Genomic DNA, 26,606 nt, shown 5'->3' on the forward strand with positions numbered 1-26,606 from the left:
TGTCGATCGCGACAGCCACACCGGACCCCCAACACGGCCACCACACCCCCCGCCGCAGCGCGCCTGTGCCGGTCGCATTGCAGTTCATCTGTACTGGTCACCAGACCACCGACCCATACAGAATGGGTCCATGGACCACGCCAACGACACCCTGTACCTGCAGATCGCCGAACGCATCGCCCACCCGATCCGCTCGGGCACGCTGGCCCGCGGCGAGCGCATCCCTTCGGTGCGCGAACTGGCGCGGCAGCAGGGCGTGTCGCTGTCCACCGTCGTGCAGGCCTACCGCACGCTCGAAGACGCCCGGCTGATCGAGGCCCGCCCGCGCTCGGGCTACTTCGTCGCCGCCCGTGCGCCCCGCCCGCCCGAGCCGGAACCGTCGCGCCCGCCGGCCGATTCGCAGCCGGTCGACGTCAGCTCGCTCGGCGCCCAGGTGATGCAGCTCGCCACCGACCCGCGCTTCCTCTCCTTCGGCGCCGCCTGCCCGAGCGGCGAGCTGTTCGCGCAGGACCGCGTGCGCCGCGCCGTCAGCCGCGCCGCACAGCGCCACCGCGCGACGCTGTGCCAGTACCCGATCGGCCCCGGCAACGAGCAGTTGCGCCGCGCCATCGCCCGCTACGCGATGGGCCTGGGCTGCCAGCTCGATGCGCGCGAGCTGCTCGTCACCAACGGCTGCCTGGAGGCGATCAGCCTGTGCCTGCGCGCCGTGACGCAGCCGGGCGACGTGGTGGCGCTGGAGTCGCCGTCGTACTTCGGTTTCCTCGAAATCCTCGAAAGCATGCACCTGCGCGCGCTGGAGATCCCCACACATCCGCGCACCGGGCTGTCGCTGGACGCGCTGCAGCTCGCCTTCGACACGCAGCCGGTCAAGGCGGTGCTGGCGGTGCCGACGCTCTCCAACCCGATCGGCGCGTCGATGCCGCTGGCCGAGCGCAAGCGGCTGGCGCAGATGGTGGCCGAGCGCGGCATCCCGCTGATCGAGGACGTGCTCTACAACGACCTCGCCGAACAGGACGACCGCCGCCGCGCCGTCAAGTCCTTCGACACCACGGGCCACGTGATGGTCTGCGGCTCGTTCTCGAAGACGGTGGCGCCGGGCATCCGGCTGGGCTGGGTCGAGGCGGGGCGCTGGGGGGCGCAGGTCCGCCGCTTGAAAGCCGTGCATTCGGGCGGGCACACGGAGCTGCTGGAGCTGGCGATGGCCGATCTGCTGACCCAGGCGGGCAGCGAATCCGCCTACCGCCAGTTGCGCGCCACGATCGCCGCCCGGGTGGACGAGGCACGCGGCCTGATCGCCGAGAGCTTTCCGCGTGGCACGCGGGTGACCGACCCGGCGGGCGGCTACATCCTGTGGGTCGAGCTGCCGCCGGGGAGCGACTCGCTGGCGCTGTTCCACGCCTGCCTGGCCGAGCACATCTGCTTCGCGCCGGGGACGATGTTCAGCGCGACCGACCGCTACCGGCGCTGCCTGCGGCTGGGGGTCGGCGGGCGCTGGGATGCCGAGCAGCGGGCCGGGCTGCGGCGCATCGGCGAGCTGGCGCGGGCTATGCTCGGTTGATGGATGTCACCACCGAGGATCTGCCGCCCCTGACCGTCGCCGTGCGCACGCTGTGCGAGTTCACCGCCAAGGCGGGCGACCTCGACGTGCGCTTCACCCCGGCGCCGACCGCGATCGAGGGCATCGAAGGCCACGCGGTGGTGGCATCTCGGCGCGGCGCGGGCTACCAGAAGGAGATCCCGCTGTCCGGCCGCCACGGCGAGCTGCTGGTGCGGGGCCGCGCGGACGGGTTCGACGCGGACAAGGGCCGGCTGGAGGAGGTGAAAACCCACCGCGGCGCCGGTGCCCTCGCCCGCCAGCCCGCCAACCACCGCGCGCTGCACTGGGCGCAGGCGATGGTCTACGGCTGGCTGCTGTGCGAACGCGACGGCCTCGAACGGCTCGAACTCGCGCTCGTCTACTACGACATCGGCAGCCGCCAGGAAACCGTGTTCACGCAGACGCTGGACGCCGAGGCGCTGCGCCAGCACTTCGTCCAGCGCTGCGAGGCCTACATCGCCTGGGCGCAGCTCGAACACGCGCACCGCCGCGCCCGCGACGCCGCGCTGGCCGTGCTGCGTTTCCCGCACAGCGATTTCCGCACCGGCCAGCGCCCGCTCGCCGAAGCCGTGTTCAAGGTCGCCCGCGCCGGCCGCCCGCTGATGGCCCAGGCGCCCACCGGCATCGGCAAGACCATCGGCACGGTGTTCCCGCTGCTGCGCGCCCTGCCCGGCCAGCAGATCGACCGCGTGTTCTTCCTCACCGCCAAGACCTCCGGCCGCGCGCTGGCGCTCGACGCGGTGGCGACGCTGCGCCGCGCCGAGCCGGACCTGCCGCTGCGGGCGCTGGAGCTGGTGGCGCGCGAGAAGGCTTGCGAGCATCCGGACAAGGCCTGCCACGGCGAGTCGTGCCCGCTGGCGGAGGGTTTCTACGACCGCCTGCCCGCGGCGCGCGAGGCGGCGCTGACGGTTCCGGTCTGGCACCGCGAGGGCGTGCGCGCAGTGGCGGCGGCGCACGGCGTCTGCCCCTACTACCTCGGGCAGGAGCTGGCGCGCTGGGCCGATCTGGTCATCGGCGACTACAACCATTTCTTCGATTTGTCCGCCATGCTGCACGCGCTCACGCAGATCAACGGCTGGCGCGTGGCGCTGCTGCTGGACGAGGCGCACAACCTCGTGGACCGCGCGCGGCTGATGCACACCGGCGAACTCGACCAGCTCAGCGTGCGCGGCCTGCGCCACACGGTGCCCAAGGCGCTGCAGAAGCCGCTCGACAAGCTCAACCGCGTCTGGAAGGCGCTGAACGCCAGCGAGTCGAATGACGGCGAGGACAACGCCTACCGCGTGCTGCCTGCGCTGCCCGACGAACTGATGACCGCGATCCAGCAAGCCGCCACCGCCGTCATCGACCACCTCGTCGATCACCCGACCACCGTGGACGCGGCGCTGCAGGGCTTCCTGTTCGACGCGCTGCACCTGACGAAGCTGGCGGAATCGTTCGGGCCGCATTCGCTGTGCGACCTGACGCCGTCGCGGGACGGGCGGACCTCGGTGCTGTGCCTGCGCAACGTCGTGCCGGCGCCGTTCCTCGGGCCGCGCTGGGCGGTGGCGCACACGGCGACGCTGTTCTCGGCCACGCTGCAGCCGCCAGCGTTTCACCGGGAGCTGCTCGGCCTGCCGGAGCAGACGGCGTGGATCGACGTGGACTCGCCGTTCGAGCGCGCGCAACTGGACATCCACATCGCCCGCGACATCTCGACCCGCTGGCAGCACCGCGACGCCTCGGTCGCACCGATCACCGCGCTGATCGCCGCGCAGTACGCCGAGCGGCCGGGCAACTACCTCGCCTTCTTCAGCAGCTTCGACTACCTCGACCGGGTGGCCGTGGCGTTCGAGGCGGCGCACCCGGACGTGCCGGTGTGGAAGCAGTCGCGGCGCATGAGCGAGCCGGAGCAGACCGCCTTCCTCGCCCGATTCGCGGCGGGCGGGCGCGGCGTGGGGTTTGCGGTGCTGGGCGGCGCGTTCGCGGAAGGCATCGACCTGCCCGGCGACCGGCTGATCGGCGCGTTCATCGCCACCCTCGGCCTGCCGCAGGTCAACCCGGTCAACGAGCAGATCCGCCGCCGCCTCGATACGCTGGTCAGCCGCGACACGGGCAGCGGGTTCGACTGCGCGTACCTGTTCCCTGGTGTGCAGAAGGTGGTGCAGGCGGCCGGCCGGGTGATCCGCACGCCGCAGGACCGCGGCGTCGTCCACCTGATCGACGACCGGTTCGCGGGGGCGCAGGTGCAGGGGCTGATGCCGCGGTGGTGGGGGCTGGGGCAGCGTTCAGCCGAGGGCGAATGAGCGCACTGTCTCGGCGATGACCCCACCGAGCCGCGCGTGGGCCGCCGCGTCGAGGTGGATGCCCTCCTCCGTGCTGACGGCGATGTGCTCGCCCGCGTCGAGGAAGGCCACCCCGCGCTGCGCCGCCACCGCCCGCATCGCCGCCGCCAGCCCGCGCGCCTTGGCCGCCCCGCCGCTGAACATGTCGGCCAGCACGCCGTGTTCCTCGATCGGCGGCGGGCAGACCAGCAGCACCTGCACCCGCGCCTCGCCCGGCCGGGTGTTTTCCAGCACGGTGTCGATCAGTGCGTGGGCGCCTTCGGCGATCTGCTCGGCACTGGCGCCGAAGCGGGCCTTGAGGTCGTTGGTGCCGAGCAGGAAGACCACCACGTCGAGCGGCCGGTGCGACTGCAGGCTGGCCGGCAGGGTGCGCAGCGCGTTGCGGTCGGCGCCCTCGACCGGGTCGTCACGGCCGATGGTGCGGCCGGGCAGGCCGTCCTCGATGACGTGCCAGTCCGGGCCGAGCGCGGCCTGCAGCACACCGGGCCAGCGCTCGCGGCGGCCGAGCCGGCGGGCGTCATCGCGGGAGCGCATGGGCTGGGTGCCGTGGGTGTTGGAGTCGCCGAAGCAGAGGAGCGTGCGGAGCGTGGTCATCGGGAGGATCCCTTGGCGCAAGGCCGTGCAGGAGGTGTCATGGCAGCAGGCGCAAGACCTGCCCGTTGGCGCCATCGGTCAACACATACAGCCAGCCATCCGGCCCCTGCCGCACGTCGCGGATGCGGGCTTGGCCTTCCAGCAGCCGCTGCTCCGCCGTGATGCGCCGACCGTCCACCGTCAGCCGCACCAGCGCCTGGCCACGCAGCGCGCCGACGAACAGGCTGCCTTTCCAGTCGGGGTAGCGGGCCTGGTAGCGGTCGCTGCTCAGGAAGGCCATGCCGCTCGGGGCAATCGAGGTCGGCACCCAGTGGTGCAGCGGCTGCTCGAAACCCGCCTTCGGCCCGGTCTCGCCGATGCGCGTGCCCACGACGTAGTTGCGCCCGAAGGTCACCAGCGGCCAGCCGTAGTTGCGCCCGGCCTCGACCACATTGATCTCGTCACCCCCTTGCGGCCCGTGTTCGCTGGCCCACAGCTCCCCCGTCACCGGGTGCAGCGCCGCGCCCTGGATGTTGCGGTGGCCCAGGCTGAACACCTCGGGCGCCGCGCCGGCACGGCCGACAAAGGGGTTGTCCGCCGGCACACGGCCCTCGGCGGTGAGGCGCACCACCTTGCCGATGTGGTTGCCCGGGTTCTGCGCCTCGTCCTTGCCGCTGAAGCGGTCGCCCAGCCCGACCAGCAGGTGCCCCTGGCGGTCGACCACGATGCGCGAGCCGCAGTGGCTGCCGCTGTCCCTCTTGGGCTTCTGGCTGAACAGGGTGCGCACCTCGCGCAACTGGTCGTCCACCAGACGCGCACTGCCCACCGCAGTGCTGTTGCCACCCGCGCCTGGCTCGGCAAAGGTGAAGAACAGGCGGCGGTTCTCGCTGAACTGCGGGTCGAGCACGACGTCCAGCAGGCCGCACTGCCCGGTCGCCGCCACCGCGGGCAGGCCGGCCAGCGGTGCCGACAGGCGGCCGTCCGGGGTGGCGATGCGGAGCTGACCGGCCTTTTCGGTGATGAGCATCCGCCCGTCCGGCAGGAAGGCCATCGCCCACGGGTCCGTCAGGCCGCGCACCACCACGGCGGTCCCCGCCGGCGCGGCGGGGGCTTGCGCGAAGCCGGGGGTGCTGGCAACGCTGGCGGCCAGCAGGGCCACCGAGAGGAACAGGTTCAGGCGCATGGTGGGGCTCCAGAAGTTCAGGCGTTCAACGGGATCCCCCGCAGGGCCTTCGCCAGCTCGGCCGACTGCCACAAGGTGATGCCGTGCTCGCGGACAAAGGGACGGGTGTTGTCGGTGAACTCGCCCAGGGCGATGCACAGCGCGTCCTGCGCCTCGGCCGCCGCGCGCGCCGCCTGCAGTTCGCGCAGCGGCTCCAGCCCGATCCGTGCGGCTTTCCAGCGGCGTGCGCTCACCAGCGTGGTGCGGCCCTGGCGCTCCAGCACGAAGTCGACGCCCGGGGCCGTGCCGCGCTGCACCGCGTAGCCGTCGCGCTGGAACGCGGTTTCCAGCGCGCGGGCGAAGGCGGGCCACGCCATGGCGCTCACCGTCTGCAGGGTCTGCGCCACCTGGGCCGCGCTGGGCTGCCCCCATTGACGGCGCGCGGCCATGACGCCGATGACGAAGAACGGAAAGCCCGACACGGCCCCCGCGACACGGAACTCCGGCGGCAGCGCCACGGCGGCCACCAGCCCGATGACCGCTCCGATCGCCAGGCTCATCCACCAGGGGGATCGCAGCAGGATCGCGAACAGCGACTTTTCGGCCATTTTCAGTTTCAAGCGACATGCTCCCGACGGGACCAACCCGGTCACGCAGTCTACGGGGTCCCCGTGGACAATCTCGACCATGCTGCGCTACCACACCCACCCCGTCACCGCCTTCGCCCAGAACTGCTCCATCGTCTGGGACGACGCAACGAAACAGGCCGCCGTCATCGACCCGGGCGGCGACCTGCCCAAGCTGCTCGCCGAGATCGACCGCCGCGGCCTGAAGCTCGAACAGATCTGGCTCACCCACGCCCACATCGACCACGCTGGCGGCACCGGCCAGCTCGCCCGCGAGCGCGGCCTGCCCATCATCGGCCCGCACCCCGGCGACCAGTTCTGGATCGACGGCCTCGCGCAGCAGAGCAAGATGTTCGGCTTCCCGCCCGCCGAACCGTTCACGCCGACACGCTGGCTGCAGGACGGCGACACGGTGACGCTCGGCGCGCACACGCTGAACGTGCGCCACTGCCCCGGCCACACGCCCGGCCACGTCGTCTTCCACAGCCCGGAGATCCAGCGCGCCTTCGTCGGCGATGTGCTGTTCGCCGGCAGCATCGGCCGCACCGACTTCCCCGGCGGCCACCACCAGACGCTGATCGACTCCATCACCCAGCGCCTGTGGCCCATGGGCGACGACACCGTCTTCATCCCCGGCCACGGCCCGGAAAGCAGCTTCGGCGAGGAGCGGGTCACGAACCAGTACGTCGGCGGCACCTGAGCCGGCCACCGGCAGCATGGCGCGGTAACGTCTGTAACCGCAAAAATGGCAATAGATCACGCTGTCAGAGTGCACGCGCTCAACTTCAGTCGCGTGACAGCGCGATAACGTCACAGGGTCGATGCTGGCGAGTTCGGGGGGATTCGCAGGGTCGATCAGGAGTACCGCCATGCTGCCCGTCGTTTCCATCCAGAACCGCGAACGCCCAGACCGACCTCGCGCCGACCCGGGCACAGCCCCTGCAGCCCACAGTGCGCAGTGGCTGCTGCACATGCTGACCGGGGCCCTGGACGAACTGGACTACGGCCTGCTGATTCTGGACACCACCGGGCATCTGATGCAGGCCAACCAGATGGGCCACCAGCACTGCACCGCACTGCACGGCTCCTGCCGCCTGCAGGATGGTCGGTTGCACACCCGGGCCGGCAGCGACGATCCGGTCCTGCAACGTGCGCTGACGCAGGCGGCTGCGGGCCGCCGCAGCCTGCTCAAGCTGGGTGAAGGACCGCACGTGGAAACGGTGGCCGTCGTGCCGCTGGGCAGCCCGCAGGGAGGCCGTGCCGACGGGGCGATCCTGCTGGTCTTCGGCAAGCTGCAGGTCTGCGAAGCGCTGAGCGTCGAGCACTTCGCCCGCGTGCACAGCCTCACCCATGCGGAAGGCATGGTGCTGACCGCGCTGTGCAGCGGCGACGAGCCGAGCGCCATCGCCCGCCGCTTCGGGGTGGCCGTCTCCACCGTGCGCACACAGATCGCCAGCGTGCGCCAGAAGACGCAGGCCGCCAGCATCCGCGATCTCGTGCGCCAGGTGGCGATGCTGCCCCCGATTGTGTCGGTGCTGGGACACGAAGCGGCGCACTGACGATGTGCTGGCGCAAAGAGGGACCCTGTTCGTGCTTGCAGTTGCTTACTGCATGTCCTATCGTGAAAGGCGATGCCCAAAGCGCCCCGAACGGCCCCCTCCGCAGACACCACCTTGGATGATCTGCAACTCTCTCCTGCACTCCTTGCCCTGGCACGGCGGGCAGTGCCCCGCCGTTACCGCAAAGGCGTCATCCTGATCCAGGAAGGCGAATTCGGCGACACGCTCTACATCGTGCTGTCGGGCCGCATCAAGGTCTTCTCGATCGGTCCGAACGACCGCGAGATCACCTTCGGCCTCTACGGCAGCGGCGAGTTCGTCGGCGAGATGAGCCTGGATGGCGGACCGCGTGCAGCCAGTGTCATCACGGTCGAGCCGACCACCTGCGTCGTCATCACCCGCCCGACGCTGCTCGAACACATCACGCAGTACCCGGAGTTCGCGTTCGAGCTGCTCGCCAAGGTCATCGCCCGTGCCCGCACCGCCACCCGCGACGCCCGCAACATGGCGCTGATGGACAGCTACGGCCGCCTCGTCGCGCTGATCGAGGAACTGGCCGTGCAGCAGGAAGACGGCACGCGCCGCCTGGTCAGCCGCATCACCCATGCCGAGATCGCCAGCCGCATCGGCTGCTCGCGCGAGATGGTCAGCCGGCTGCTCAAGGACCTGGAGCGCGGCGGCTACACGGCCACCATCGGCCGCGGCCTGCACATCCTCAAGCCGCTGCCCAACCGCTGGTGAACCTCAGCCCGCAGCGCCGCGCAGCGACGGCGGGCCGAACACCCGCGGCGGCCGGGCAGCGCGGGCGTAGAGCGGCTCGACCTTCGGCAGGTTCGCCTCGATGTCCTGGATGCGGGTGCTGCTGGACGGGTGGGTCGAGAGGAACTGCGGCGGCGCGCCCTTGCTCGCCTCGGCCATCTTCTGCCACAGCGACACCCCGGCCCGCGGGTTGTACCCCGACCGCGCGGCCAGCTCCATGCCGACCAGATCGGCCTCGGACTCGTCGTCGCGGCCGTACTTGAGCGTCAGCAACTGCCCGCCGATGTCTGCGGCCGAACGGGCCAGTCCGCCCAGGCCGAAGATCGCTGCGCCCAGCTCGATCGCACCGCGGGTCGCCGTCTGCTTGCCCATGCGCTCGCGGGCGTGTTCACGCAGCGCGTGCGCCATCTCGTGGCCCATGATCATCGCGACCTCCTCGTCGCTGAGCTGCAGCGTCTGCAGGATGCCCAGGTAGAACGCGATCTTGCCGCCCGGCATGCAGAAGGCGTTCAGCTCCTTGCTGCCGATCAGGCTGACCTGCCAGGTCCAGTTGCGGGCACGCGGGTTCCATTCGTAGGTGTAGGGGATCAGCCGGTCCGCGATCGCCTGCAGGCGCTGCTGTTGCGGATGGTTCGCCGGGGCCAGCGCGCGCTTGCTGCTGGCCTCCTGGCGCATCTGCAGGTACTGCTCCTGTGCAGCAGACTCGACCTGCTCGGCCGACACCAGCTTGGTGAACTTGGAGTTGCCCCCCACCTCCACGCCATCGCGGGCCAGCGCCGGCAGCGCCGCGGTCGCGGCCGCGCCGGCCAGCAAGCCCGTGAACAGGCGCCGGCCATGCAGCGCGCAGCTGCAGCCCGACCGGTGCAGGTCGATGCGGGTGGTGATGGTGGCGTCTTCGACAAGGTCCTGGTGCAGGGTGGTAGACATCAGAGCATCCATGTTGAACAAGAACTCGACGGGGTTCAGTCGCCAGCGTCAGTCGTCGAGAGCGACCGTGGCCGGATCGACCTCCAGCGCCTGCACCGTCGCGCGCAGGCCCCAGAGCATCCATAACGCCGGCAGCGCGGCGAACGTGGACACGATGAAGAAGCTCGGCCAGCCGATCGACTCGGCCAGCACCCCCGCCAGCGGCCCGACCCAGACCCGACCGACCGAGGCAAACGCCGAGAGCAGCGCGTACTGCGTGGCCGAGAAACGCTGGCTGGTCAGGCTCATCAGGAAGGCGACGAACGCCGCCGTGCCCATGCCGCCGGAGAGGTTCTCGAAGGCGATCACCATCAGCAGGCCGCCGTCGACCGGTGTCGCCTGCGCCAGGTGCAGGAAGCCCCAGTCGAAGGCCGGCACCGTGAGGCCCGGCAGCACGCCCTTGCCATGGACCGACAGCCACCAGAAGCCCAGGTTGCTCGCCATCTGCAGCACGCCGAACAGCAGCAGCGAGCGCCACAGGCCGAGCCGGACCATCAGCGCCCCGCCCAGCAGCGCGCCACCGATCGTCAGCCACAACCCGAGCACCTTGTTGACCACGCCGACCTCGGCCGAGCCGTAGGCCATCGCCTTCAGCAGGAACGGCGTCATCAGCGAGCCGGCGAAGGCATCGCCCAGCTTGTAGAGCACGATGAAGCCCAGGAAGGCCCACGCCCCCGGCTGGCTGAAATAGCTCTGCAGCCCGCCCAGCAGCGTGTCGAAACGCGCCTTGCGCGCCGCCCACGCCGCCAGCGGCAGCGTCACGCCGATGCCCAGCACGAGGCCCAGCAGATCCACCCAGCGCTGGCGCAGCGGCGCTGGCAGCGTGGTGTGCTCCAGCAGGGGCTGCAGCAGCGCGCTCGCCACCGAACCCAGCACCTTGTCCGTCAGCACATAGCCCGCCGCGACCGCCACCAGCACCGCCACGAAGCCGATCAGGTCGTTGCGCGCCACGCTCTCGGGCCGCACCATCCCCTTCAGCCGCGGCATCGCCAGCGCCGACACCACCGCCGCCCCCACCATCAGCGCGGCCATCAGCCGGTAGACCTCGGGCCAGGTCCAGCCGGTGCCGTCTCCGGCCGCAGCAGCGGCCGCCACGTTGGCCGGATCGGTCCAGATCAGCGCCACGCCGCCCGACAGGATCATCGCCAGCCGGTAGCCCAGCACCGCCACCGACGAACCCAGCCCGCGCTCGGCGGCCGGCAGCACGTCGGTGCGGTAGGCGTCGATCACGACATCCTGCGAGGCCGACAGAAAGGCCACGGCCACCGCCAGCAGCGCGAACAGCTGCATCGAGGTCTTCGGCGAGGTATCCGCCATCAGCACCAGCACGCCCGCCAGCGCGAGCTGCGTCAGCACCAGCCAGCCGCGCCGCCGCCCGAGGAAGGGCGGATCGAAGCGGTCCATCAGCGGCGCCCACAGGAACTTGAAGGTGTACGGCAGCCCGACCAGGCTCAGGAAGCCGATCGTCGCCACATCCACGCCCTCCAGACTCAGCCAGGCCTGCATCGCCTGCCCCGTGAGCGCCAGCGGCAGCCCCGAGGCAAAGCCCAGCACCAGCACCGCCAGCAGGCGCCACCAGCGCAGCAGCCACTGGGTGGCAGAGGCCGTGCCGGACGGGCGGACGGGCGGCAAGGCGGTGGAAGTGGGGCGGGACATGGGGCCGGATTCTAGAAGGCGGGCATCCCTCCCTGCGGACGCAGGACTCGGGGTAATCGCTGACAATGCCCGCCATGCAAGCCTCCCCCTTCACCCGGCAGGATTTCCGCGCAGCGCTCGGCCTGTTCGCCACCGGTGTCACCATCGTCACCGCCCGGGCCGCCGACGGCACCCCGGTGGGGCTCACGGCCAATTCCTTCAACTCCGTCTCGCTGACGCCGCCGCTGGTGCTGTGGAGCCTGTCGCTGCAGGCCGGGTCGATGGCGGCGTTTGCCACCGGATCGCACTACGCCATCCACATCCTCGCCGCCGAGCAGCGGGAGCTGGCCGAACGCTTCGCCACCCGCGGCGCGGACCGTTTCGCGGGCCTGGACTGGCGCCCCGGTATCGGCGGCGTGCCGCTGCTGGACGGCGCCGCGGCGGTGCTCGAATGCCACAACCGCAGCCGCTACGAGGAAGGCGATCACGTCATCTTCGTCGGCGAGGTCGAGCAGTGCCGCTACCGGGCCGACGCCTCGCCGCTGATCTTCCACGGCGGGCGCTTCTACACCGAACTGCCGCTTTGACACGGCGGCGCGCCCTGCTGGCCGCCTCGGGTGCGGCGCTGCTGGCCGGCTGTGCGGGCCTGGCCGGTCCGGGCGCTGACGCCATGCCGACCCGCGACCCCGCGCTGTGGCCGTTCTCGCCGGACAGCCCCTGGAACACCGCGCTGGGCGATGGTGCCCGCTTTGCTCCGATCCGCAGTCCGCACATGGACCCGACGCAGGGCGCCGGCATCAACACCCGGCAGTGGAGCCACCCGGTCCACATCGCCAGTGCCGATGACCCGACCGTGTCGATCTACCGCCGCGGCGAGCGCACGCCAGTGCGGGTCCAGCGCGTGCCTGTCGATGCGCGACCGGACCCGATGTCCGATGGCGCGCTGCACCTGATCGATGCGGCGCGGCGCCACGTGGTCGAGTTGTGGCAGGCCGAGCGGGTCGGACCCGACCGCATCGTGGCCGCCGCCGTGGTGCTCAACAACCTGACCGATGCCGGTGTCTACCCCGGCTGGCATGGCGCGCGGGCCTATGGCGGCTCGGCGCTGGCCGGCTTGATCCGCACCGGCGAGCTGGAGCGGGGCCGACTCCCGCACGTGCTCGCCGTGGCGGTGCGGCCGCAGGCGCTCAACCGGCTCGGGCCGGACGGACGGGCCTGGGTCTGGCCGGCCTCGGCCGCCGACGGCGGCGATGGCCGGCGCTACGGCACCGAAGGCAATCTCCACATGGGCAGCCTGCTGGCACTGCCACCCTCGGTCGATCTGCGCACGCTCGACCTGCAGCCCGGCCCGGAAACCGCGCTGGCACACGCGCTGCAGGACTTCGGCGCCTGCATCACCGACAGCGCCGCCGGCAACCTGGTCTTCTACGGTGAACCGGCCGTGCACCCTGCCGCCCAGGCCATCCGCCCGGCCACCCTGCGGGCGCTGGTGGCGCAGCTGCAGGTGGTCACCAACCACACGCCGCACAGCGTCGGCGGCGGCGGCGTCCGGCGTGCACCGACTGCGCCGGCGTTCCAGCGCAGTCTCTAGCCGACACCATCGACACCACCGGTGCGGCCCGGGCCCGCCCTTGAAAGCCGGCGAGGCATCTCCACCTGCCCTTCATACCATCCACCGTATGCAAAAGGCCACACCATGCACATCGCCTGCCCCCACTGCCTGGCCGTCAACCGCGTGCCCGACGAGCGCCTGCGCGACGACCCCACCTGCGGCCGCTGCGGCAAGCCCGTGCTGGACGGGCAACCGGTCGAGCTGAACGACCAGACGCTGGCCACGGTCGCGGCCAGGACCGAACTGCCGGTGGTGGTCGATTTCTGGGCGCCGTGGTGCGGGCCCTGCCGCCAGATGGCGCCGCAATTCCAGGCCGCCGCGGCACAGCTGAAGGGCCGCGTGCTCTTCGCCAAGGTCAACAGCGATGACAGCCCCGCCGCCTCCAGCCAGTACGGGATCCGCAGCATCCCGACGATGGTGCTGTTGCACGGAGGCCGGGAGGTGGCGCGCCAGAGTGGTGCGATGAGCGCGGGACAGATCGTGCAGTGGCTGGAATCTCGCACCGGCTGAATCCGCCACAGTACCGCTGGTTTGCCAACAGTTGCCGGATTTATCAGATTCACATTTTGGTACTATTCACGCCCTTCATTCGGGGGAGATACGATGCGGGTCAGACAGCAGTATTGCCTTGACAGACGGCAATACCCAGCTTTGATTCACCCCGGGCATGCAAAACAATTCATGCCTACTACAACAATAAAATCATGTCACGCATCTCAGACCCCCTCAAATGCGGGGGATCCTTTCCCTCCGTGCCACCGACAAGCACACGCAGGAAACTTGGCAAGGTACCGCCAATGGCCCCCGGCATGATGGGCAGTCGCTCGATCACCTGCAGCCTGTGCCAGCGCAAGATCCTGTCGAGCCTGCTGCTGGCGCACAAGCAGGAAGCCCATGGTGATGCCGTGTACAGCCGCACCGCCACAGGCCGGCCCAAGAGCATCTGGTTCCGCCCGCCGCCGCCATCGCCGGCACCTGTGTGGCGTCGGCCTGCGGCCTTGCGGCCGGTATTCAGCCGCTGAAGCATCTGATTTGGTGCACAACAACCCCTCATTCAAGGGGTTGTTTTTTTATAGTATTTTGAAACTACATTCAGGTCGTCTGAATAAACTCAGATCCTGAATATGCGGCCGGATTCAGCCCGGCTACGGCGAACGCTGGCAGCGTCGCCAGACGTGTGTCGGCGTCAGTGGGCGGGTGATGACGCCCCGAACCAGGCGTCGGCGAGCGCCTTGGCGCGCGTCAGCCCTTCGGGGGTCAGGTGCACCGAGGCGTTCCGGTTGTGGGGGTTGCTGATCATGCCTTCGGCGTGGAGGCGGTCCATCACGTCGAAATCGTGGCGCTTCCACGCGCGGCCGTTGTCAAACTCGAAGGCGCCGAGCAGGGCCAGGGTGGCGTCGGCGAGTTTGTCGGGGTCGTAGGGGGTGGGCATGGGGATCTCCGCGGGTGAGATGAGGGAGTTATTTCACTGCGGAGAATCTACTCTTGCAAGTGGCGGGAATTAACCGGGACGACGCGGCATGCAGCCTTGGCCGCTCCGGTTTTAATAATTATTAAGCGTCACTGCACTAACTTATCCGCCTCGGAAATCAATTCTTCCCAAGGCCAAGAGACAGTTAGATACTTACGATAGAAGAGCAACTGGCGATCCACATTCAGAACGCATTCTTTATCAGCGTCGTACGTAACAACGAGTCCTCGACCATCCTTGTCTACTTGTAGCGAGTCGATCTTGGAAAGGACTAGCTTTAGGTTCGACTTCTGAATGCGAGACTGACGCGAATGTGAAACCGTGAAGATGTGTTCAACCGGAATGCCGTTCATGTGCATGCCGTCGTCAGCGGCGACTATGGCAGCCATTGCGTGAGCATAGATGCCCGTCGCATCAGCACGAGTACGAATCCCAGAAGCGACACGTTCACCGAACTTGAGGTAGACACCGTTGAGTTGATCTGCAACAGCCATCGCGGCGCCTTCATACCATGACATGTTGTTGACCTTGAACGTGGGCGGCTGCTCGGTGGTGATCTTCGCTTCGTCGAGAGTACGCAGAGCTAGCCTTTGGAGTAGTCCCGCATTGCCGAATGCGTCGATGATTGCCTTGTTCTGGATCTCGCGGGAAAAATCGATGCCAAGCGCTACTGAGCCACGCGCTAGGATCGTCCGGAGGTCGTCCGGACCCCACTCAATCGAGAGTTCCTCCACTCGACCGCTGAGTTCCCCGTTCAGTCTAACGAACATGTTGGCTTGGCCCCAAACGCCAACCATGGTGACGAAACAGCCAATGTCCCACAGCGCTTTAAGGTCGTAGGACAGTATTTCGCGTTGATCTATCGACAGGTAATGGACGTCTTCGATGATCAGGCGCTTGCCGGACTCGATAACTAGTTGTGCGATGAACTGTAGGTCATTGATGTTCCGGCCGACTGGGACGCCTTTTGATCCCAGTTCGCCTGTTGCTTCGAGGCCGAGCTTCCCAGATACCTTACCTATGAGCTCCGAGCCCGCTGCTACTTGCCCTTCGACCGTGCCCTTGATACCGAACTTGGAAGTAGATTCGACCTGAAGTTGAACCCCTAACTGGGAAAGTGCAGATGTGTAGATGTCGATATTAGTAGTGCCAAGGCGACACTGAACGACGAGGGCGTTGGGTACAACACGCTGGCGCAACCAAGACTTGCCGCACTTGGATGGACCGCGTATCGCTACGTGAACCTTTCGCCCAAGAAGCTTCCTGATTAGCAACGATCCTCAGCATTCCCCCGAACGACCCGCTGAGCCCGAGGCTTGCACCGCGCGACATCGATGATGAGCCGAGCCACCAGCCCGCGCAGGTCGAACCGGCGGTTGAAGCGGTAGGCGAACGCTGCCAGATAGCTGCTGGCGTACTTGGGGTACTTGAACGCATGGAACGCACCCGACAACGTCGTCTTCAGGTTGCCCAGCACCGTGTTGACCCAGGTGAACTCGGGCAGCTCGCGCGGCTTGCGCTGGCCCACCACGATCGGCGTGTGCAGGCAGCCCGCGCTGGTGACCGCGGCGAAGCACCCCAGCCCGTCGCTGACCACCCGCGTTCCCGGCATCAGCGCCGCCTGCGCCCACTGGCCCACCGCCTCCAGCGTGAAGCCGCTCACCGGCGCGAGCTTGACGTACTGCGGATGCCCCTGGTCATCGACCGAGACCGCCGCCACGAACGGCACCTTGTTCTCCGAACCCCGGCCCGCCTTGCCGCCGCTGCGCTCTCCGCCAAGGTAGGCATCGTCGAGCTGCACCGTGCCGTCGAGTCGGTACTGGTCCACCCGCTCGGCCATCGCGTGCATGATCTTCTGGTGCATCAGCCACGCCGTCGGGTAGCTCACGCCCACCTGCCGCTTGAGCGCCAGCGCCGACAGTCCCGTCTTGGCCTGGCTGAGCAGGTAGATCGCCAGGAACCACGTCTTCAGTGGCAGCTTGGTGCTGGCGAACAGGCTGCCCGCGGTCAGCGATGTCTGGTGGCGGCAGCCGTTGCACTGGAACAGCTTGCGCGCCCCGTGGCCCACCACGTAGTGCGCCGCACTGCCGCAGCGCGGGCACTCGAAGCCCTGCGGCCAGCGCGCCTGCTTGACCGCCTCGGCGCATTGCTCTTCCGTGCCGAAGCTGGCCATGAACTCTGGCAGCGACATCCCCTGCTGGAACTGGATTCGGTTCATCGGCATGTGCTCGCTCCTGCGCTTGGTCTGTCTTCTACGCTACGCCTGATCGTCAGTTGGCACCTTGCTGAGAATCATTGCTAATCAGGAGAAGCTTTGCCAGTTCCTCATCGAGGGCACCTCGGTCGACGTAGGAGTCGGGAAGGATGTCATTGGACATGCCAAAGACTTCGTCTGTGCGCTTCATAGAGTCCTGTGGATGGATGCGCTGCAACGCATGGGGTTGTCTGTGACGCCTAACGTGCTAGCTCAGCCGACGGCAAAAAGCCGAACTTTTTTACGATCGGCTAGATCGGAATGTTAGATTTTTTCAACGTTTTTTTGCTGGCGGCTTTTGGGACAGCGCAGAACCCGCCGCTGATTTCGAGGCTGCACCGGTTCTGCCATCGCGAAGCGTTTTGGATGCGGCCGAAGCTGCGACTGGAGATGTGACCTTTTTTGGTGCAACCTGAGAGAGAGCGCTACCGGCGGCAGTTTTTGATGCTTTGCCAGTGCTTGGGCTGGAAATGGTTTTTGAAGCCGCTTTCGCTGCTGGAGTTGAAGTGGTTTTTACCGCAGCTGATTGAGCACGGGCCGCGAAGGTGCTCTTTTCAACAACGCCATTATTTGAAAGAGCTGTTGCACCTTGAATTCTGGATGCAGCAGCGAGCGTCATAGGCGATTTAGGCTTCGCGGGTGGTTTTGTTGCCATTTGTGTCTCCTTGCGATTGAAGTGCGAAAATGAAAAACTAACGTAGTTTAGACCTCAAGGCGCTGCTGCCTAACTCAGCTCCAAATCCTTATCAGCGTTGATTTTTTGCTCTAGTTGACGCATAACTCATTCCTAAAATTACCACCAAACTCTGCATCAACCCAGTCTAGCGAGAGCACAGAAGCACCGCCCAGTACCGCACACGTCACGGCCACAAATGAAAAAGCGGCGTGACTTCCGCCACGCCGCCCAGGTGAATATTCACCAAATTCCGCCAGTTACCCGCAAGCCCCCACATACCCACAAGACGTGCAGAACTCGCACCCGTCCTTGTGGATCATCGTCGCGTTCCCGCACTCGGGGCACGGCTTGCCGGGCATCGTGGCACGGGCGGTGGAGGCGGCCACGGCGGAAGCCGCGGCCACCGGCGTGGCGAGCACGCCCATCTCGTTGACGGGATACCCCTCCTCGTCCAGCACGCCCAGCATCGCGTACCGGTGAATCACCAGCCGCGCCACATACGCCACCGTGCTCGGCCAGACCTTCTGCCGCCGCTGCCCCGCCGGCAAGCCCGGCACCGGCGCCATGAAATGCCCCAGCGGCTCGCCCACATTCAACAACTTGCGCAGTTTCATGCCGATCCACGCCGGGTCGATCACCCGCATGTCCAGCGACAGCAGCCGCGCCAGCCCGTCCAGCGCCCGCGGGTAATTGCCGGCAAACCCGATCGCGCACGGCCGGGTGACGTGGCCGCCCTCTGGCGTCGGCAGGGTGACTTCCTTCAGCGTCAGCGTGAATTGCTCGCCCGTGCCGGGATTCTCGATGTCGACCGCCCATGCCAGCGTGCCATCCACCCCGGTGCGCGGCTCCTCGCGGCTGAACATCGCGTCCAGCACCGGCGTCGCCCCGCCCTCCTGCAAGGCGCCGAGTTGCTCGCAGCGCCAGCGGATCACCGCCGCCGTCGCCGCCACCACGCCCGGGAACAAGCGTTTCTCCCCGGTCGGCGGGAAGGCCATGTCAAACGCCCGCTCTTCCGCCACCGTCGCCAGCGCGTCGAGTTTCAGGCGCAGCCAGCTCGGGTCATTCGCGCGCATGTCCATCGACAACGTTTTTGCCAGCGCGCCCAATCCCCGCGGCTGCTCCGCCCCATTCACCCAGACCTCGAACGGCAGCGTCTGCCCAAACAGCCCCGCATCCGGCCCCGCCTCGGCCGGCAATTCTCCGACGAAGAGCGAGAAACTGCCGTGCGGATGCTGGATCATGTAACTCCAGGCCGGATTCCCCGACGGCAATTCCGGCCGCCCCGGCCAGCGCAGACTCGCCAGCACCGGCTGCGGCAGCCGCTCGACACGCAGGCGGCGGTTGGCGCCGTCCTGGTCGATGGTCATGCCCGGTTGCGCCACGGTCAGCGGCTGGGGTTGCGGCACTTGTGCAGGCGCGGGCGCGGCAGCCGGCTCGACACTCAGCACCGCACCGAGCACGCTGTTCGGCCGATACGTCGCCAACCCCTTCAGCCCGGATTTCCAGGCCGTGAAATACAGCCCCTGAAACTCGGCGTAGGGATAGTCCGCCGGCACATTCACCGTCTTGCTGATCGAGGTATCCACATACGGCGCCACCGCCGCGACCATCGCCTCGTGCGCCTCGGCGCTCATGTCCAGCGCGGTGACAAAGGCGTCGGTCAGCGGCGCGTCGGGGCCGTGCAGGTGGCGGTAGAGGCGCCAGGCGTGGTCCTCGACGGCATATTCCTTGAAACTGCCGTCCGCCTCGCGCTTGCGGCGGGTATAGGTCCAGCTGAACGGCGGCTCGATGCCGTTGCTGGCGTTGTCGGCAAAGGCTAGGCTGATGGTGCCGGTCGGCGCGATCGACAACAGGTGCGAATTGCGCAGGCCGTAGGCGTAGATGCGGTCCTTCAATTCATCCGGCAGCCGGGAGGCAAAACTCTCGCCGCCCAGATACCGGTCCGCATCGAACAGCGGAAAGGCCCCGCGCTCCTTGGCCAGTTCCACCGACGCGCCATACGCCGCATCCCGCATCACCGCGGAAATCCGCCGCGCCATCTCGCGCGCCGGCTCGGTGTCATACCGGCGCCCCAGCATGATCAGCGCGTCGCCCAGCCCGGTGAAGCCCAGCCCGATGCGGCGCTTGTTCATCGCCTCGCGCTGCTGCGCCGGCAGCGGCCAGACGGTCGCGTCGAGCACGTTGTCCAGCATCCGCGTCGCCACGGCGCAGACCTCGGCAAACCCCGCCTCGTCAAACGCGGCATCCGCCGCGAAGGGGTTGCGGACGAAGCGGGTCAGGTCGACGGAGCCGAGGCAGCAACAACCATACGACGGAAGTGGTTGTTCGCCGCACGGATTTGTAGCGGTAATCGCCTCGCAATACCCCAGATTATTGTCCTCATTGATACGATCGATGAAGAGGATCCCCGGCTCGGCGTGGTCGTAGGTGGACCGCATGATCTGGTCCCACAGGTGGCGGGCGCGCACGCGGCGGTAGACCCACAGGCCGTCGGCGCGCTCGAAGGCGCCAGCCGTCTTGAGCTTGCGGCCGGGTTCGGCGCGGTGGGTCAGGTCGATCTCGCCGTCGGCTTCCACCGCGCGCATGAACTCGTTGGTGACCCCCACCGAGACATTGAAGTTGCGCAGGTCGCCGCTGTCCTTGGCGTGGATGAAGGCTTCGATGTCGGGGTGGTCGCAGCGCAGCACGCCCATCTGCGCGCCGCGGCGGCTGCCGGCGGATTCGACCGTCTCGCAGCTGCGGTCGAACACGCGCATGTAGCTGACCGGGCCGCTGGCGTGGCTGTCGGTGGAGCCCACCCAGGCGCCTTGCGGGCGGATGCGCGAGAAGTCGTAGCCGACGCCGCCGCCGCGGCGCATGGTCTCGGCCGCCTCGGTCAGCGCGGTGTAGATGCCGGGGAAGCCGTTCTCGGGCTCGGCGATCGAGTCGCCCACGGGCTGCACGAAGCAGTTGATGAGCGTGGCGCCGAGCGTGGTGCCCGCCGCCGAGGCGATGCGGCCGGCGGGCACGAAGCCCTGCGCCTGCGCCCAGGCGAAGCGCTCGGTCCAGTGGGCGCGCTGCGCTTCGGGTTCGACCGCGGCCAGGGCGTGGGCGACACGCAGGCGGACCTCGTCCGCAGTCGTCTCGGTGCCCTTGGCATATTTTTCCTGCAGCACTTCACGGCTGATGGGCTGGGGGGAAAGACTCGAAACAACGCGGGACATGCAGCACTCCTCGGGGCATCAAGCGTGTCACTTTAGCGGCAGCCACACGATTTCCTTGTCGAAAGTGTCTTGCCAGGCAGGAGACAACGGAAGGTACGCCGGACCTCCCGTATCCTGCTGGACTGGTTTTTCTGTTACTTCGCTTAATTCGATTTCAAGATCAAGATGGCCATCGACGCCACGGCACCACCGCCGCCAGACCAGCCACCCATGCCTGCTGCACACAGGCGCGCGCCGCCATGGGCGCTGCAGGTGGCATGCGCCCTGCTGCTGGCGTGGCTGATCGGGTTGGGCATCGGCAGTCCGACGCCTGGCGCGCCGTCGCCCGGGGTGTGGCCGGCGGCCGGGCTGTCGCTGGGCCTGCTGCTGCAGTGGCGCCAGCAGGCCTGGCCGGCGCTGGCGTTCGGGTGGCTGGCGGGTCACGGGATCTGGCTGGCACAGTGGCAGGCCGACCGCTGGGACGCTCCCGTCACGGGGCTGCTGGGCACGCTGGCACTGGCCTCGGTGCTGGCCGTGCAGACAATGGCGAGTGCGCAATCGTTGCGCGGCCTGCGCCGGCGTGTACGGGAACATCCCGGCTGGCAGCCGCTGCGCTTCACGGCCGTGGCAACGCTGGCAAGCGCGGCGGGCAGTGCCGTTCTCGTCGGGCTGTGGTGGTGGCTCGGCCTGGTCCAGTCGCCAGCCGGACACACCACCGGGCTGGTCCGGCTATGGGCGGACATGGCACTGGCACAGCTGGTCGGGCTGCTGCTGGTGACGCCACTGATGCTGATCGCCCCACAGCGCGGCGGGCGGATGTCCGGGCGGTCACTGCTGGCGACGCTGACGTTCCCGGTGCAGTGCCTGGGGCTGGGGCTGACGCTGCTGGCGGTGTCGGTGGCAGGCCACCTCGCGGTCCAGAGCCGCACCGAGGCCTTCCACGGCGAAGCCCGCGCGATGGCGATGGCCCTGCAGAACCAGATCGACATGGCCGTGGGCCACGTGGAGCGGCTGCGCGACTTCCACTACCGGCTGGAACTCTCCCAGGACGAGTTCGACACCGTGGCCGGACAGATGGCGGCGCGCAGCCCCTGGGTGCTGCACTTCGGCTGGCTGCAGCGCGTGGCCGCAGAGAACCGCACCGTGTTCGAGGACAGTCCGATGGGGCTGGACGGCCAGTACATCCGCGAGATGGACCACCGGGGCGCGCTGGTGCGGGCAGGCGCGCGCCCGCTGTACTACCCGCTGCGCTGGGCCACCCCCTCCGATGGCAACGAGGCGCTGGTCTGTGTCGACGAGAACGGCGACGCAGGGCGGCACGCGGCCATCTCCGAGGCGGTGGCCTTCGGCGGCGTGCGGGCAACCTCGCCCTATGTCTCGCTGGCCCGCGCCGCCACCGACGTGAGCGCGGTGACGCTGTATGCACCGGTCCTGACCGGCAGCATGGACATGGGCGGCCGCCACGATGCCAGCCGGGTGCACGGGCTGGTGTCGGCCGTGATCGACCTGGGCCGGATGGTCGAGCGCACGCAGACACAGATGGCCGGCGGGCGGCTCGACCTGCTGCTGCACGAGGCGGACACGGCGGAGCCGACCGACAGCACGGGCATCTACTCGCACCACGACCTGACAGCGCAGGTGCGGCCGGTGGAGCCGTGGCAGCCACGCGTGGCGCCCCAGGTGCAGCAACTGTTCAAGTCCGGCCTGCACGGACAGGCGGACGTGCAGTTCGCCGACCGGCGCTGGACGCTGCTGATGCGCCCGGGCTGGCTGGACGAGACGCCACGGCCCAGCGCGCTGCAGGGCGGCATCCTCGCCAGCGGGCTGGCCTTCACCGCGCTGCTGACCGGCATCGTGCTGGTGCGCCAGCGCCATGACCGGGCCATGCAGACCGTCCTCGACGGACTGGAAGACCAGGTCACGCACCGCACGCAGGAACTCGCGCGGAGCAACACGCAGCTCAGCGCCGAGGTCGAGGAGCGCCGCCGCCTGGAGGGGGATCTGCGCCATGCCAGCGAACAGGCGCACCAGGCCAACCAGGCCAAGACGATGTTCCTGGCCAACATGAGCCACGAGATCCGCACGCCGCTGAACGCGGTGATCGGCTACGCCCAGATCCTGCTCGAAGAGCCGCGCCACGACGACACCACCCGCGGCCGGCTGCGCACCGTGCTGCAGGCCGGCCAGCGGCTGCTGCGGCTGATCAACGACGTGCTGGACCTGTCCAAGATCGAGGCCGGCGGGCTGCAGCTGCACCGCCAGCACTTCGATCTGCGCCAGGAACTCGACGAGATCGTGCAGCTGATGGCCCCGCGGGCGGGCGCACGGGGGCTGGACTTCATCGTCGATGTGGCGCTGGAGGCCGCCGAGCCGGTGCACGCCGACCGGACCAAGGTCGGCCAGATCGTGCTCAACCTGCTGAGCAACGCGGTCAAGTTCACCGAACACGGCCAGGTGGTCCTGGCGGTGCGGCGCGACGGCGACAGCGTGCACATCGCGGTCACCGACACGGGACCCGGCATGGCCGCCGCCGAACTCGCCCAGCTCTTCGCACCCTTCCACCAGGGCCAGGCAGGACTGGACAAGGGCGGCACCGGGCTCGGACTGGTGCTGGCGCGGCACATGGCCCGCTCGATGGGCGGCGAGCTGCAGCTCGACAGCACGCCGGGTCGCGGCACGCAGGCCCGCCTCACGCTGCCGCTGCCCCGCAACACGGAGGGCGCCACGCCCCTGCCCCGCCACCACGGTCCGCAGCGGCTGGCCAGCGGCACCGCGGTGCGGGTGCTGGTGGTCGAGGACGATGCCCACAGCAGGGACATCCTGGTCGAGCTGCTGCGGCGGGTGGGCTGCACGGTGTCCACCGCGGAGAACGGCCTCGACGGCCTGCGCACCGCCAGCCAGGGCGGCTTCGACATCGTGTTCACCGACATCCGCATGCCGGTGCTCGACGGGATGCAGATGCTGCAGCGCCTGCGCGAACAGCCGGGCGTGGCACAGCCGCCGATCGTGGCCGTGTCGGCCTCCAGCCTGGAGCACGAGCGGCGGCACTACATCGGACTCGGCTTCAGCGACTTCGTCGGCAAGCCGTATGCCTTCGAGGAGATCCACCAGATGCTGACCCAGCATGCCGGGGCGCGCTTCGTTCCGGTGGAGGCCGAGGGCAGCCCGGACACCCCCGCACCACCGCCCGCGACCGATCCCGCGCCATCCGCGGCCGGCATCGGCCCCCTCAGCCGCGACCTGCTCGCGGCACTGGTGGACGCCGCCGACCAGGGCGCCCTCAAGCCGGTGCGCCAGGTGCTGACCCAGCTGGCCGAGCGCGCCAGCACCACGGACACCCTGACCGCCGACGCCCTCGCCACCCTGCAGGCCGCCGCGGGCGACTACGACTTCGACCGTCTCTCGCAACACGCCCGGACCTTGCTGGCCGGGCCAGAGGCGCTCCCCTCCTTCCAGCCCGAGACCACCCCACCGTGAGCCAGCCGACTCCCCGCATCCTCATCGTCGACGACACGCCGCAGAACATCGATGTCCTGCAGGCCACGCTGATCGAGATCGACGCCGACCTGCTCATCGCCACCAACGGTGCCCGTGCCCTCGATCTGGCGCAGCGGCTGCAACCGGACCTGGTCCTGCTCGACGTGATGATGCCGGGGCTGGACGGCTTCGAGGTCTGCACCCGGCTCAAGGCCGATCCGCGCACGGCGGACATCCCCGTCATCTTCTGCACCGCCCGGGTCGACGACGTGGCGCACGGCTTCGCCGTCGGCGGCACCGACTACATCACCAAGCCGATCCAGCCCGACGAGGTGCGCGCCCGGGTGTCGCACCAGCTGGAGCGGCGCCGGCTGCTGCGCGAGCTGCGCGAACTCAACCGCGCGCTCGAAGACAAGGTGCGCGAGCGCACGGCCGACCTCACGCTGGTCAACCAGCAGCTGCGCCACGAGATCAACGAGCGCCGCTACATGCAGGACCGCCTCGGCTACCTCGCCAGCCACGACTTCGTCACCCGGCTGCACAACCGCGGTGCGCTCGACGCCCACGTCACGCAGCTGCTGGCCAAGCTGCAGCGGCAGGCCACGCCGGCCGGCCCGGCGGTGATGCTGCTGATCGACATCGACCAGTTCCGCCTCGTCAACGAGAGCTGCGGCTGCATCGCCGGCGACGAGCTGCTGCGCCAGTTCGCCGACCTGCTGGGCGGGCTGCTGCGCCGGGGCGACTTCCTGGCCCGCCTCGGCGGTGACCAGTTCGCCGTCGTCAGCGAGGCGCCGGATCTGGGTGCCGGTCTGGCGCGGCAGCTGCTGGCGGCGTTGCAGGACTGGTCCTTCGCCTGGCAGGACCGGCGTTTCACGCTGACCGCCACCATCGCCATCGTGCCGCTGGACCGCGACCTGGTCTCCTTCGACCAGCTGATGCAGATGGCCGACGAGACGGTGTTCCTGGCCAAGCGCGACGGCCGTGGCCAGATCCGCCCCTACACGCCGACCCGTGTCGGCGAAGCCTCGCAGCGCGAGACCACCAACTGGGCCCTGGTGCTGATGGACGCGCTGCGCCATGGCCGCTTCCGGATCTTCTTCCAGCGCATGCAGTCGCTGGACGCGGGCGGCCCGCTGCGGGTCGAGGTGCTGGTGCGGCTGTGGGACCCGGTGCGCGGCGAGCTGATCGCGCCGGGGCAGTTCATCGCGCTGGCCGAGCGTTTCCACCTGATCGGCGAGATCGACCGCTGGATGCTCGGCGAGGTGCTGTCGCTGATCGGCCGCCACCCCGAACTGCAGCTCCAGCTCGGCCAGGTGACGCTGAACCTGTCGGCCGTGTCGCTGCGGGAGCCCGGCCTGGCGCAGCAGGTGCTGGCGTCGATCGCGCAGCACGGCGTGCGCCCGGACCTGCTGTGCTTCGAGATCACCGAGACCCAGGCCATCGGCAACCTCGCCCAGGCACGCGAATTCATGCAGACGCTGCACGACGCGGGCTGCCGCTTCTCGCTGGACGACTTCGGCTCGGGCTATGCGTCGTTCGCCTACCTGCGCGAGCTGCCCTTCGACACGCTGAAGATCGACGGCCTGTTCGTGCGCGACATGCAGACCGAGCCGACCCACCAGGCGATGGTGCGCTCGATGGTCGACATGGCGCGGCTGCTGGACAAGCCGGTGGTGGCGGAGTTCGTCGAGACCGCATCGGTGGCGCAGCTGCTGCGCGAGCTGGGCGTGCAGTGGGGCCAGGGCTATTACTTCCACCAGCCCGAGCCACTGACCTTCGACGCCCTGCAGCAGCAGGCGCGGCTGGCGCAGCAGGCTACTACGGCCGCTTTGCACTGACGGCGGCGGTGCCCGCGCCCTCCGCTTGATGCGGCGCAAGTCCATGGGGCCGTGCACTGCCGATAGTCGCAAAGATCGCACCCGCTTGAACCCGCCGTGGAGGACTGCACCATGACCCCCGCCGCACCGCCGCTTTCTGACACCCCCGTGCCGGAGCTGACGCTGGAAGGCCCGGCCGACGCCCTGCTGCGCAGCCTGGATGCCCTGCGCCAGGTGCGTGACCCGGACGTGCCGGCCAGCATCCTCGAACTCGGCCTGATCGAGTCCCTGCGCCTGACCGAAGGCGAAGCCTGGCTGCGCTTCGTCAGCCTCGGCATGAGTTGCCCGCTCAGCGACCTGACCGCCGACGCCGCATTCCGTGCCATCCAGGCCGCCTTGCCGGACACCGACATCTACCTGACCCACGACCATGCCGTCGAGTGGTCGCCGCGGCGGGCCAGCGTTGCGCTGCGGCGACGCCTCGGCTGGGTGGTCGAGGATTGACAGGCATCAATCCCGACATGCGCGAAGGCGGTGCATCATCAGGGTATGCCCTTAGTTCACCGCCCCATCTGGATGCACGTGGCCCCGAACGGCCCCGCCAAGACCGCTCCTGCCGAACCCGTCTGGGTCGGTGAACCGGCGCTGCTGGACAAGGTGGTGCAGGCGCTGCGCAGCGTGCGCGAGGCCCAGGGCGGCCCGGACATCGTCAGCAGCGGCCGGGTCCGTTCGCTGGAGATCACGCCGGACGAGGCGGTGCTGACCATGCACCTCGGCGGCGGGCACTGCGGCAGTGCGCAGGTGCTGGCGGAACTCGCCTTCGACGTGCTGCGCGAGCAACTGCCCGACACCGACCTCTACCTGCGCCACGAGCAGTCGGGCGGCTGCCCGACCACCTGAGCGCGCCCGTGCCGCC

23 protein-coding genes are annotated in these 26,606 nt (G+C 68.8%); 13 read left to right on the forward strand and 10 right to left on the reverse strand.

Going from position 1 to position 26,606, the window contains the following annotated elements:
* Positions 1–130 precede the first annotated feature (130 nt).
* Complete coding sequence (locus BDD16_RS05275; protein WP_179632979.1) at positions 131–1,558, forward strand: aminotransferase-like domain-containing protein; 1,428 nt, start codon at positions 131–133, stop codon at positions 1,556–1,558.
* Entirely contained in the window at positions 1,558–3,882 is a 2,325-nt protein-coding gene (locus BDD16_RS05280; protein WP_179632980.1) for a helicase C-terminal domain-containing protein, read from the forward strand. The genes BDD16_RS05275 and BDD16_RS05280 overlap by 1 nt, the downstream gene beginning before the upstream one ends.
* Here BDD16_RS05280 and BDD16_RS05285 read toward each other — a convergent pair.
* Genes BDD16_RS05285 through BDD16_RS05295 form a run of 3 tightly spaced genes read right to left on the reverse strand, consistent with a single transcriptional unit; the run spans position 3,865 to position 6,276 of the window.
* Positions 3,865–4,515 carry a GDSL-type esterase/lipase family protein gene (locus BDD16_RS05285; protein WP_179632981.1) on the reverse strand — a complete coding sequence of 217 codons (651 nt, stop codon included), beginning with the start codon at positions 4,513–4,515 and terminating at the stop codon, positions 3,865–3,867. The genes BDD16_RS05280 and BDD16_RS05285 overlap by 18 nt on opposite strands.
* Positions 4,516–4,552: 37 nt before the next feature.
* Positions 4,553–5,677: a PQQ-dependent sugar dehydrogenase gene (locus tag BDD16_RS05290; RefSeq protein ID WP_179632982.1), complete on the reverse strand. Its 1,125-nt coding sequence runs from the start codon at positions 5,675–5,677 to the stop codon at positions 4,553–4,555.
* A 17-nt stretch (positions 5,678–5,694) separates the two neighbouring features.
* Positions 5,695–6,276, reverse strand: coding sequence for a restriction endonuclease (locus BDD16_RS05295; RefSeq protein WP_246332474.1), 582 nt, complete (start codon positions 6,274–6,276; stop codon positions 5,695–5,697).
* A 67-nt stretch (positions 6,277–6,343) separates the two neighbouring features.
* Here BDD16_RS05295 and BDD16_RS05300 point away from each other — a divergent pair, with 67 nt between their 5' ends.
* The 3 genes from BDD16_RS05300 to BDD16_RS05310 all read left to right on the forward strand — a co-directional run bounded on the left by BDD16_RS05300 (position 6,344) and on the right by BDD16_RS05310 (position 8,582).
* A complete protein-coding gene (locus tag BDD16_RS05300; protein WP_179632983.1) occupies positions 6,344–6,982 on the forward strand; it encodes an MBL fold metallo-hydrolase in 639 nt (212 codons plus the stop codon).
* A gap of 169 nt (positions 6,983–7,151) precedes the next feature.
* Entirely contained in the window at positions 7,152–7,841 is a 690-nt protein-coding gene (locus BDD16_RS05305; protein WP_179632984.1) for a helix-turn-helix transcriptional regulator, read from the forward strand.
* Positions 7,842–8,006: 165 nt separating this feature from the next.
* The gene (locus BDD16_RS05310) at positions 8,007–8,582 is read left to right on the forward strand and encodes a Crp/Fnr family transcriptional regulator (protein ID WP_310732890.1); all 576 of its coding nucleotides are present in this window, start codon (positions 8,007–8,009) and stop codon (positions 8,580–8,582) included.
* A gap of 3 nt (positions 8,583–8,585) precedes the next feature.
* Here the strand turns inward: BDD16_RS05310 and BDD16_RS05315 are convergent, their stop codons facing one another.
* Both BDD16_RS05315 and BDD16_RS05320 read right to left on the reverse strand, forming a co-directional pair.
* Positions 8,586–9,527 carry a M48 family metallopeptidase gene (locus BDD16_RS05315; RefSeq protein WP_179632986.1) on the reverse strand — a complete coding sequence of 314 codons (942 nt, stop codon included), beginning with the start codon at positions 9,525–9,527 and terminating at the stop codon, positions 8,586–8,588.
* A 48-nt stretch (positions 9,528–9,575) separates the two neighbouring features.
* Positions 9,576–11,222 carry an AmpG family muropeptide MFS transporter gene (locus BDD16_RS05320; RefSeq protein WP_179632987.1) on the reverse strand — a complete coding sequence of 549 codons (1,647 nt, stop codon included), beginning with the start codon at positions 11,220–11,222 and terminating at the stop codon, positions 9,576–9,578.
* Between the two features lie 74 nt (positions 11,223–11,296).
* Between BDD16_RS05320 and BDD16_RS05325 the strand changes: the two genes are divergently transcribed.
* The 4 genes from BDD16_RS05325 to BDD16_RS05340 all read left to right on the forward strand — a co-directional run bounded on the left by BDD16_RS05325 (position 11,297) and on the right by BDD16_RS05340 (position 13,835).
* Positions 11,297–11,788, forward strand: a complete 492-nt coding sequence (locus BDD16_RS05325) for a flavin reductase family protein (RefSeq protein ID WP_179632988.1) — start codon at positions 11,297–11,299, stop codon at positions 11,786–11,788.
* On the forward strand, positions 11,785–12,792 hold the full coding sequence (locus BDD16_RS05330; RefSeq protein WP_179632989.1) for a hypothetical protein: 1,008 nt from the start codon (positions 11,785–11,787) through the stop codon (positions 12,790–12,792). The genes BDD16_RS05325 and BDD16_RS05330 overlap by 4 nt, the downstream gene beginning before the upstream one ends.
* Positions 12,793–12,897: 105 nt before the next feature.
* A complete protein-coding gene (trxC, locus tag BDD16_RS05335; protein ID WP_179632990.1) occupies positions 12,898–13,323 on the forward strand; it encodes a thioredoxin TrxC in 426 nt (141 codons plus the stop codon).
* Positions 13,324–13,610: 287 nt separating this feature from the next.
* Entirely contained in the window at positions 13,611–13,835 is a 225-nt protein-coding gene (locus BDD16_RS05340) for a hypothetical protein (protein WP_179632991.1), read from the forward strand.
* Between the two features lie 164 nt (positions 13,836–13,999).
* Here the strand turns inward: BDD16_RS05340 and BDD16_RS05345 are convergent, their stop codons facing one another.
* The 5 genes from BDD16_RS05345 to BDD16_RS05365 form a co-directional block, all read right to left on the reverse strand.
* The gene (locus BDD16_RS05345) at positions 14,000–14,245 is read right to left on the reverse strand and encodes a DUF6429 family protein (RefSeq protein ID WP_179632992.1); all 246 of its coding nucleotides are present in this window, start codon (positions 14,243–14,245) and stop codon (positions 14,000–14,002) included.
* 128 nt (positions 14,246–14,373) lie between these two features.
* Positions 14,374–15,483, reverse strand: coding sequence for a hypothetical protein (locus tag BDD16_RS05350; RefSeq protein WP_179632993.1), 1,110 nt, complete (start codon positions 15,481–15,483; stop codon positions 14,374–14,376).
* A 68-nt stretch (positions 15,484–15,551) separates the two neighbouring features.
* Positions 15,552–16,508: an IS1595 family transposase gene (locus tag BDD16_RS05355; RefSeq protein ID WP_179632313.1), complete on the reverse strand. Its 957-nt coding sequence runs from the start codon at positions 16,506–16,508 to the stop codon at positions 15,552–15,554.
* Between the two features lie 304 nt (positions 16,509–16,812).
* Positions 16,813–17,193, reverse strand: coding sequence for a hypothetical protein (locus tag BDD16_RS22790; protein WP_218897702.1), 381 nt, complete (start codon positions 17,191–17,193; stop codon positions 16,813–16,815).
* Positions 17,194–17,471: 278 nt separating this feature from the next.
* Complete coding sequence (locus BDD16_RS05365; RefSeq protein ID WP_179632994.1) at positions 17,472–20,417, reverse strand: adenosylcobalamin-dependent ribonucleoside-diphosphate reductase; 2,946 nt, start codon at positions 20,415–20,417, stop codon at positions 17,472–17,474.
* Between the two features lie 210 nt (positions 20,418–20,627).
* Between BDD16_RS05365 and BDD16_RS05370 the strand changes: the two genes are divergently transcribed.
* From BDD16_RS05370 to BDD16_RS05385, 4 genes are all read left to right on the forward strand, one after another.
* Positions 20,628–23,873 (forward strand): ATP-binding protein, encoded by a 3,246-nt coding sequence (locus BDD16_RS05370; RefSeq protein WP_179632995.1) that lies wholly within the window; start codon positions 20,628–20,630, stop codon positions 23,871–23,873.
* Complete coding sequence (locus BDD16_RS23260) at positions 23,870–25,711, forward strand: putative bifunctional diguanylate cyclase/phosphodiesterase (RefSeq protein WP_179632996.1); 1,842 nt, start codon at positions 23,870–23,872, stop codon at positions 25,709–25,711. The genes BDD16_RS05370 and BDD16_RS23260 overlap by 4 nt, the downstream gene beginning before the upstream one ends.
* 111 nt (positions 25,712–25,822) lie before the next feature.
* On the forward strand, positions 25,823–26,194 hold the full coding sequence (locus tag BDD16_RS05380; protein ID WP_179632997.1) for an iron-sulfur cluster assembly protein: 372 nt from the start codon (positions 25,823–25,825) through the stop codon (positions 26,192–26,194).
* Positions 26,195–26,266: 72 nt separating this feature from the next.
* The gene (locus BDD16_RS05385) at positions 26,267–26,590 is read left to right on the forward strand and encodes an iron-sulfur cluster assembly protein (protein ID WP_218897703.1); all 324 of its coding nucleotides are present in this window, start codon (positions 26,267–26,269) and stop codon (positions 26,588–26,590) included.
* Positions 26,591–26,606 lie beyond the last annotated feature (16 nt).

The organism is Sphaerotilus montanus (assembly GCF_013410775.1).
In the GTDB taxonomy this organism is placed as follows: Bacteria; Pseudomonadota; Gammaproteobacteria; order Burkholderiales; family Burkholderiaceae_C; genus Sphaerotilus; species Sphaerotilus montanus.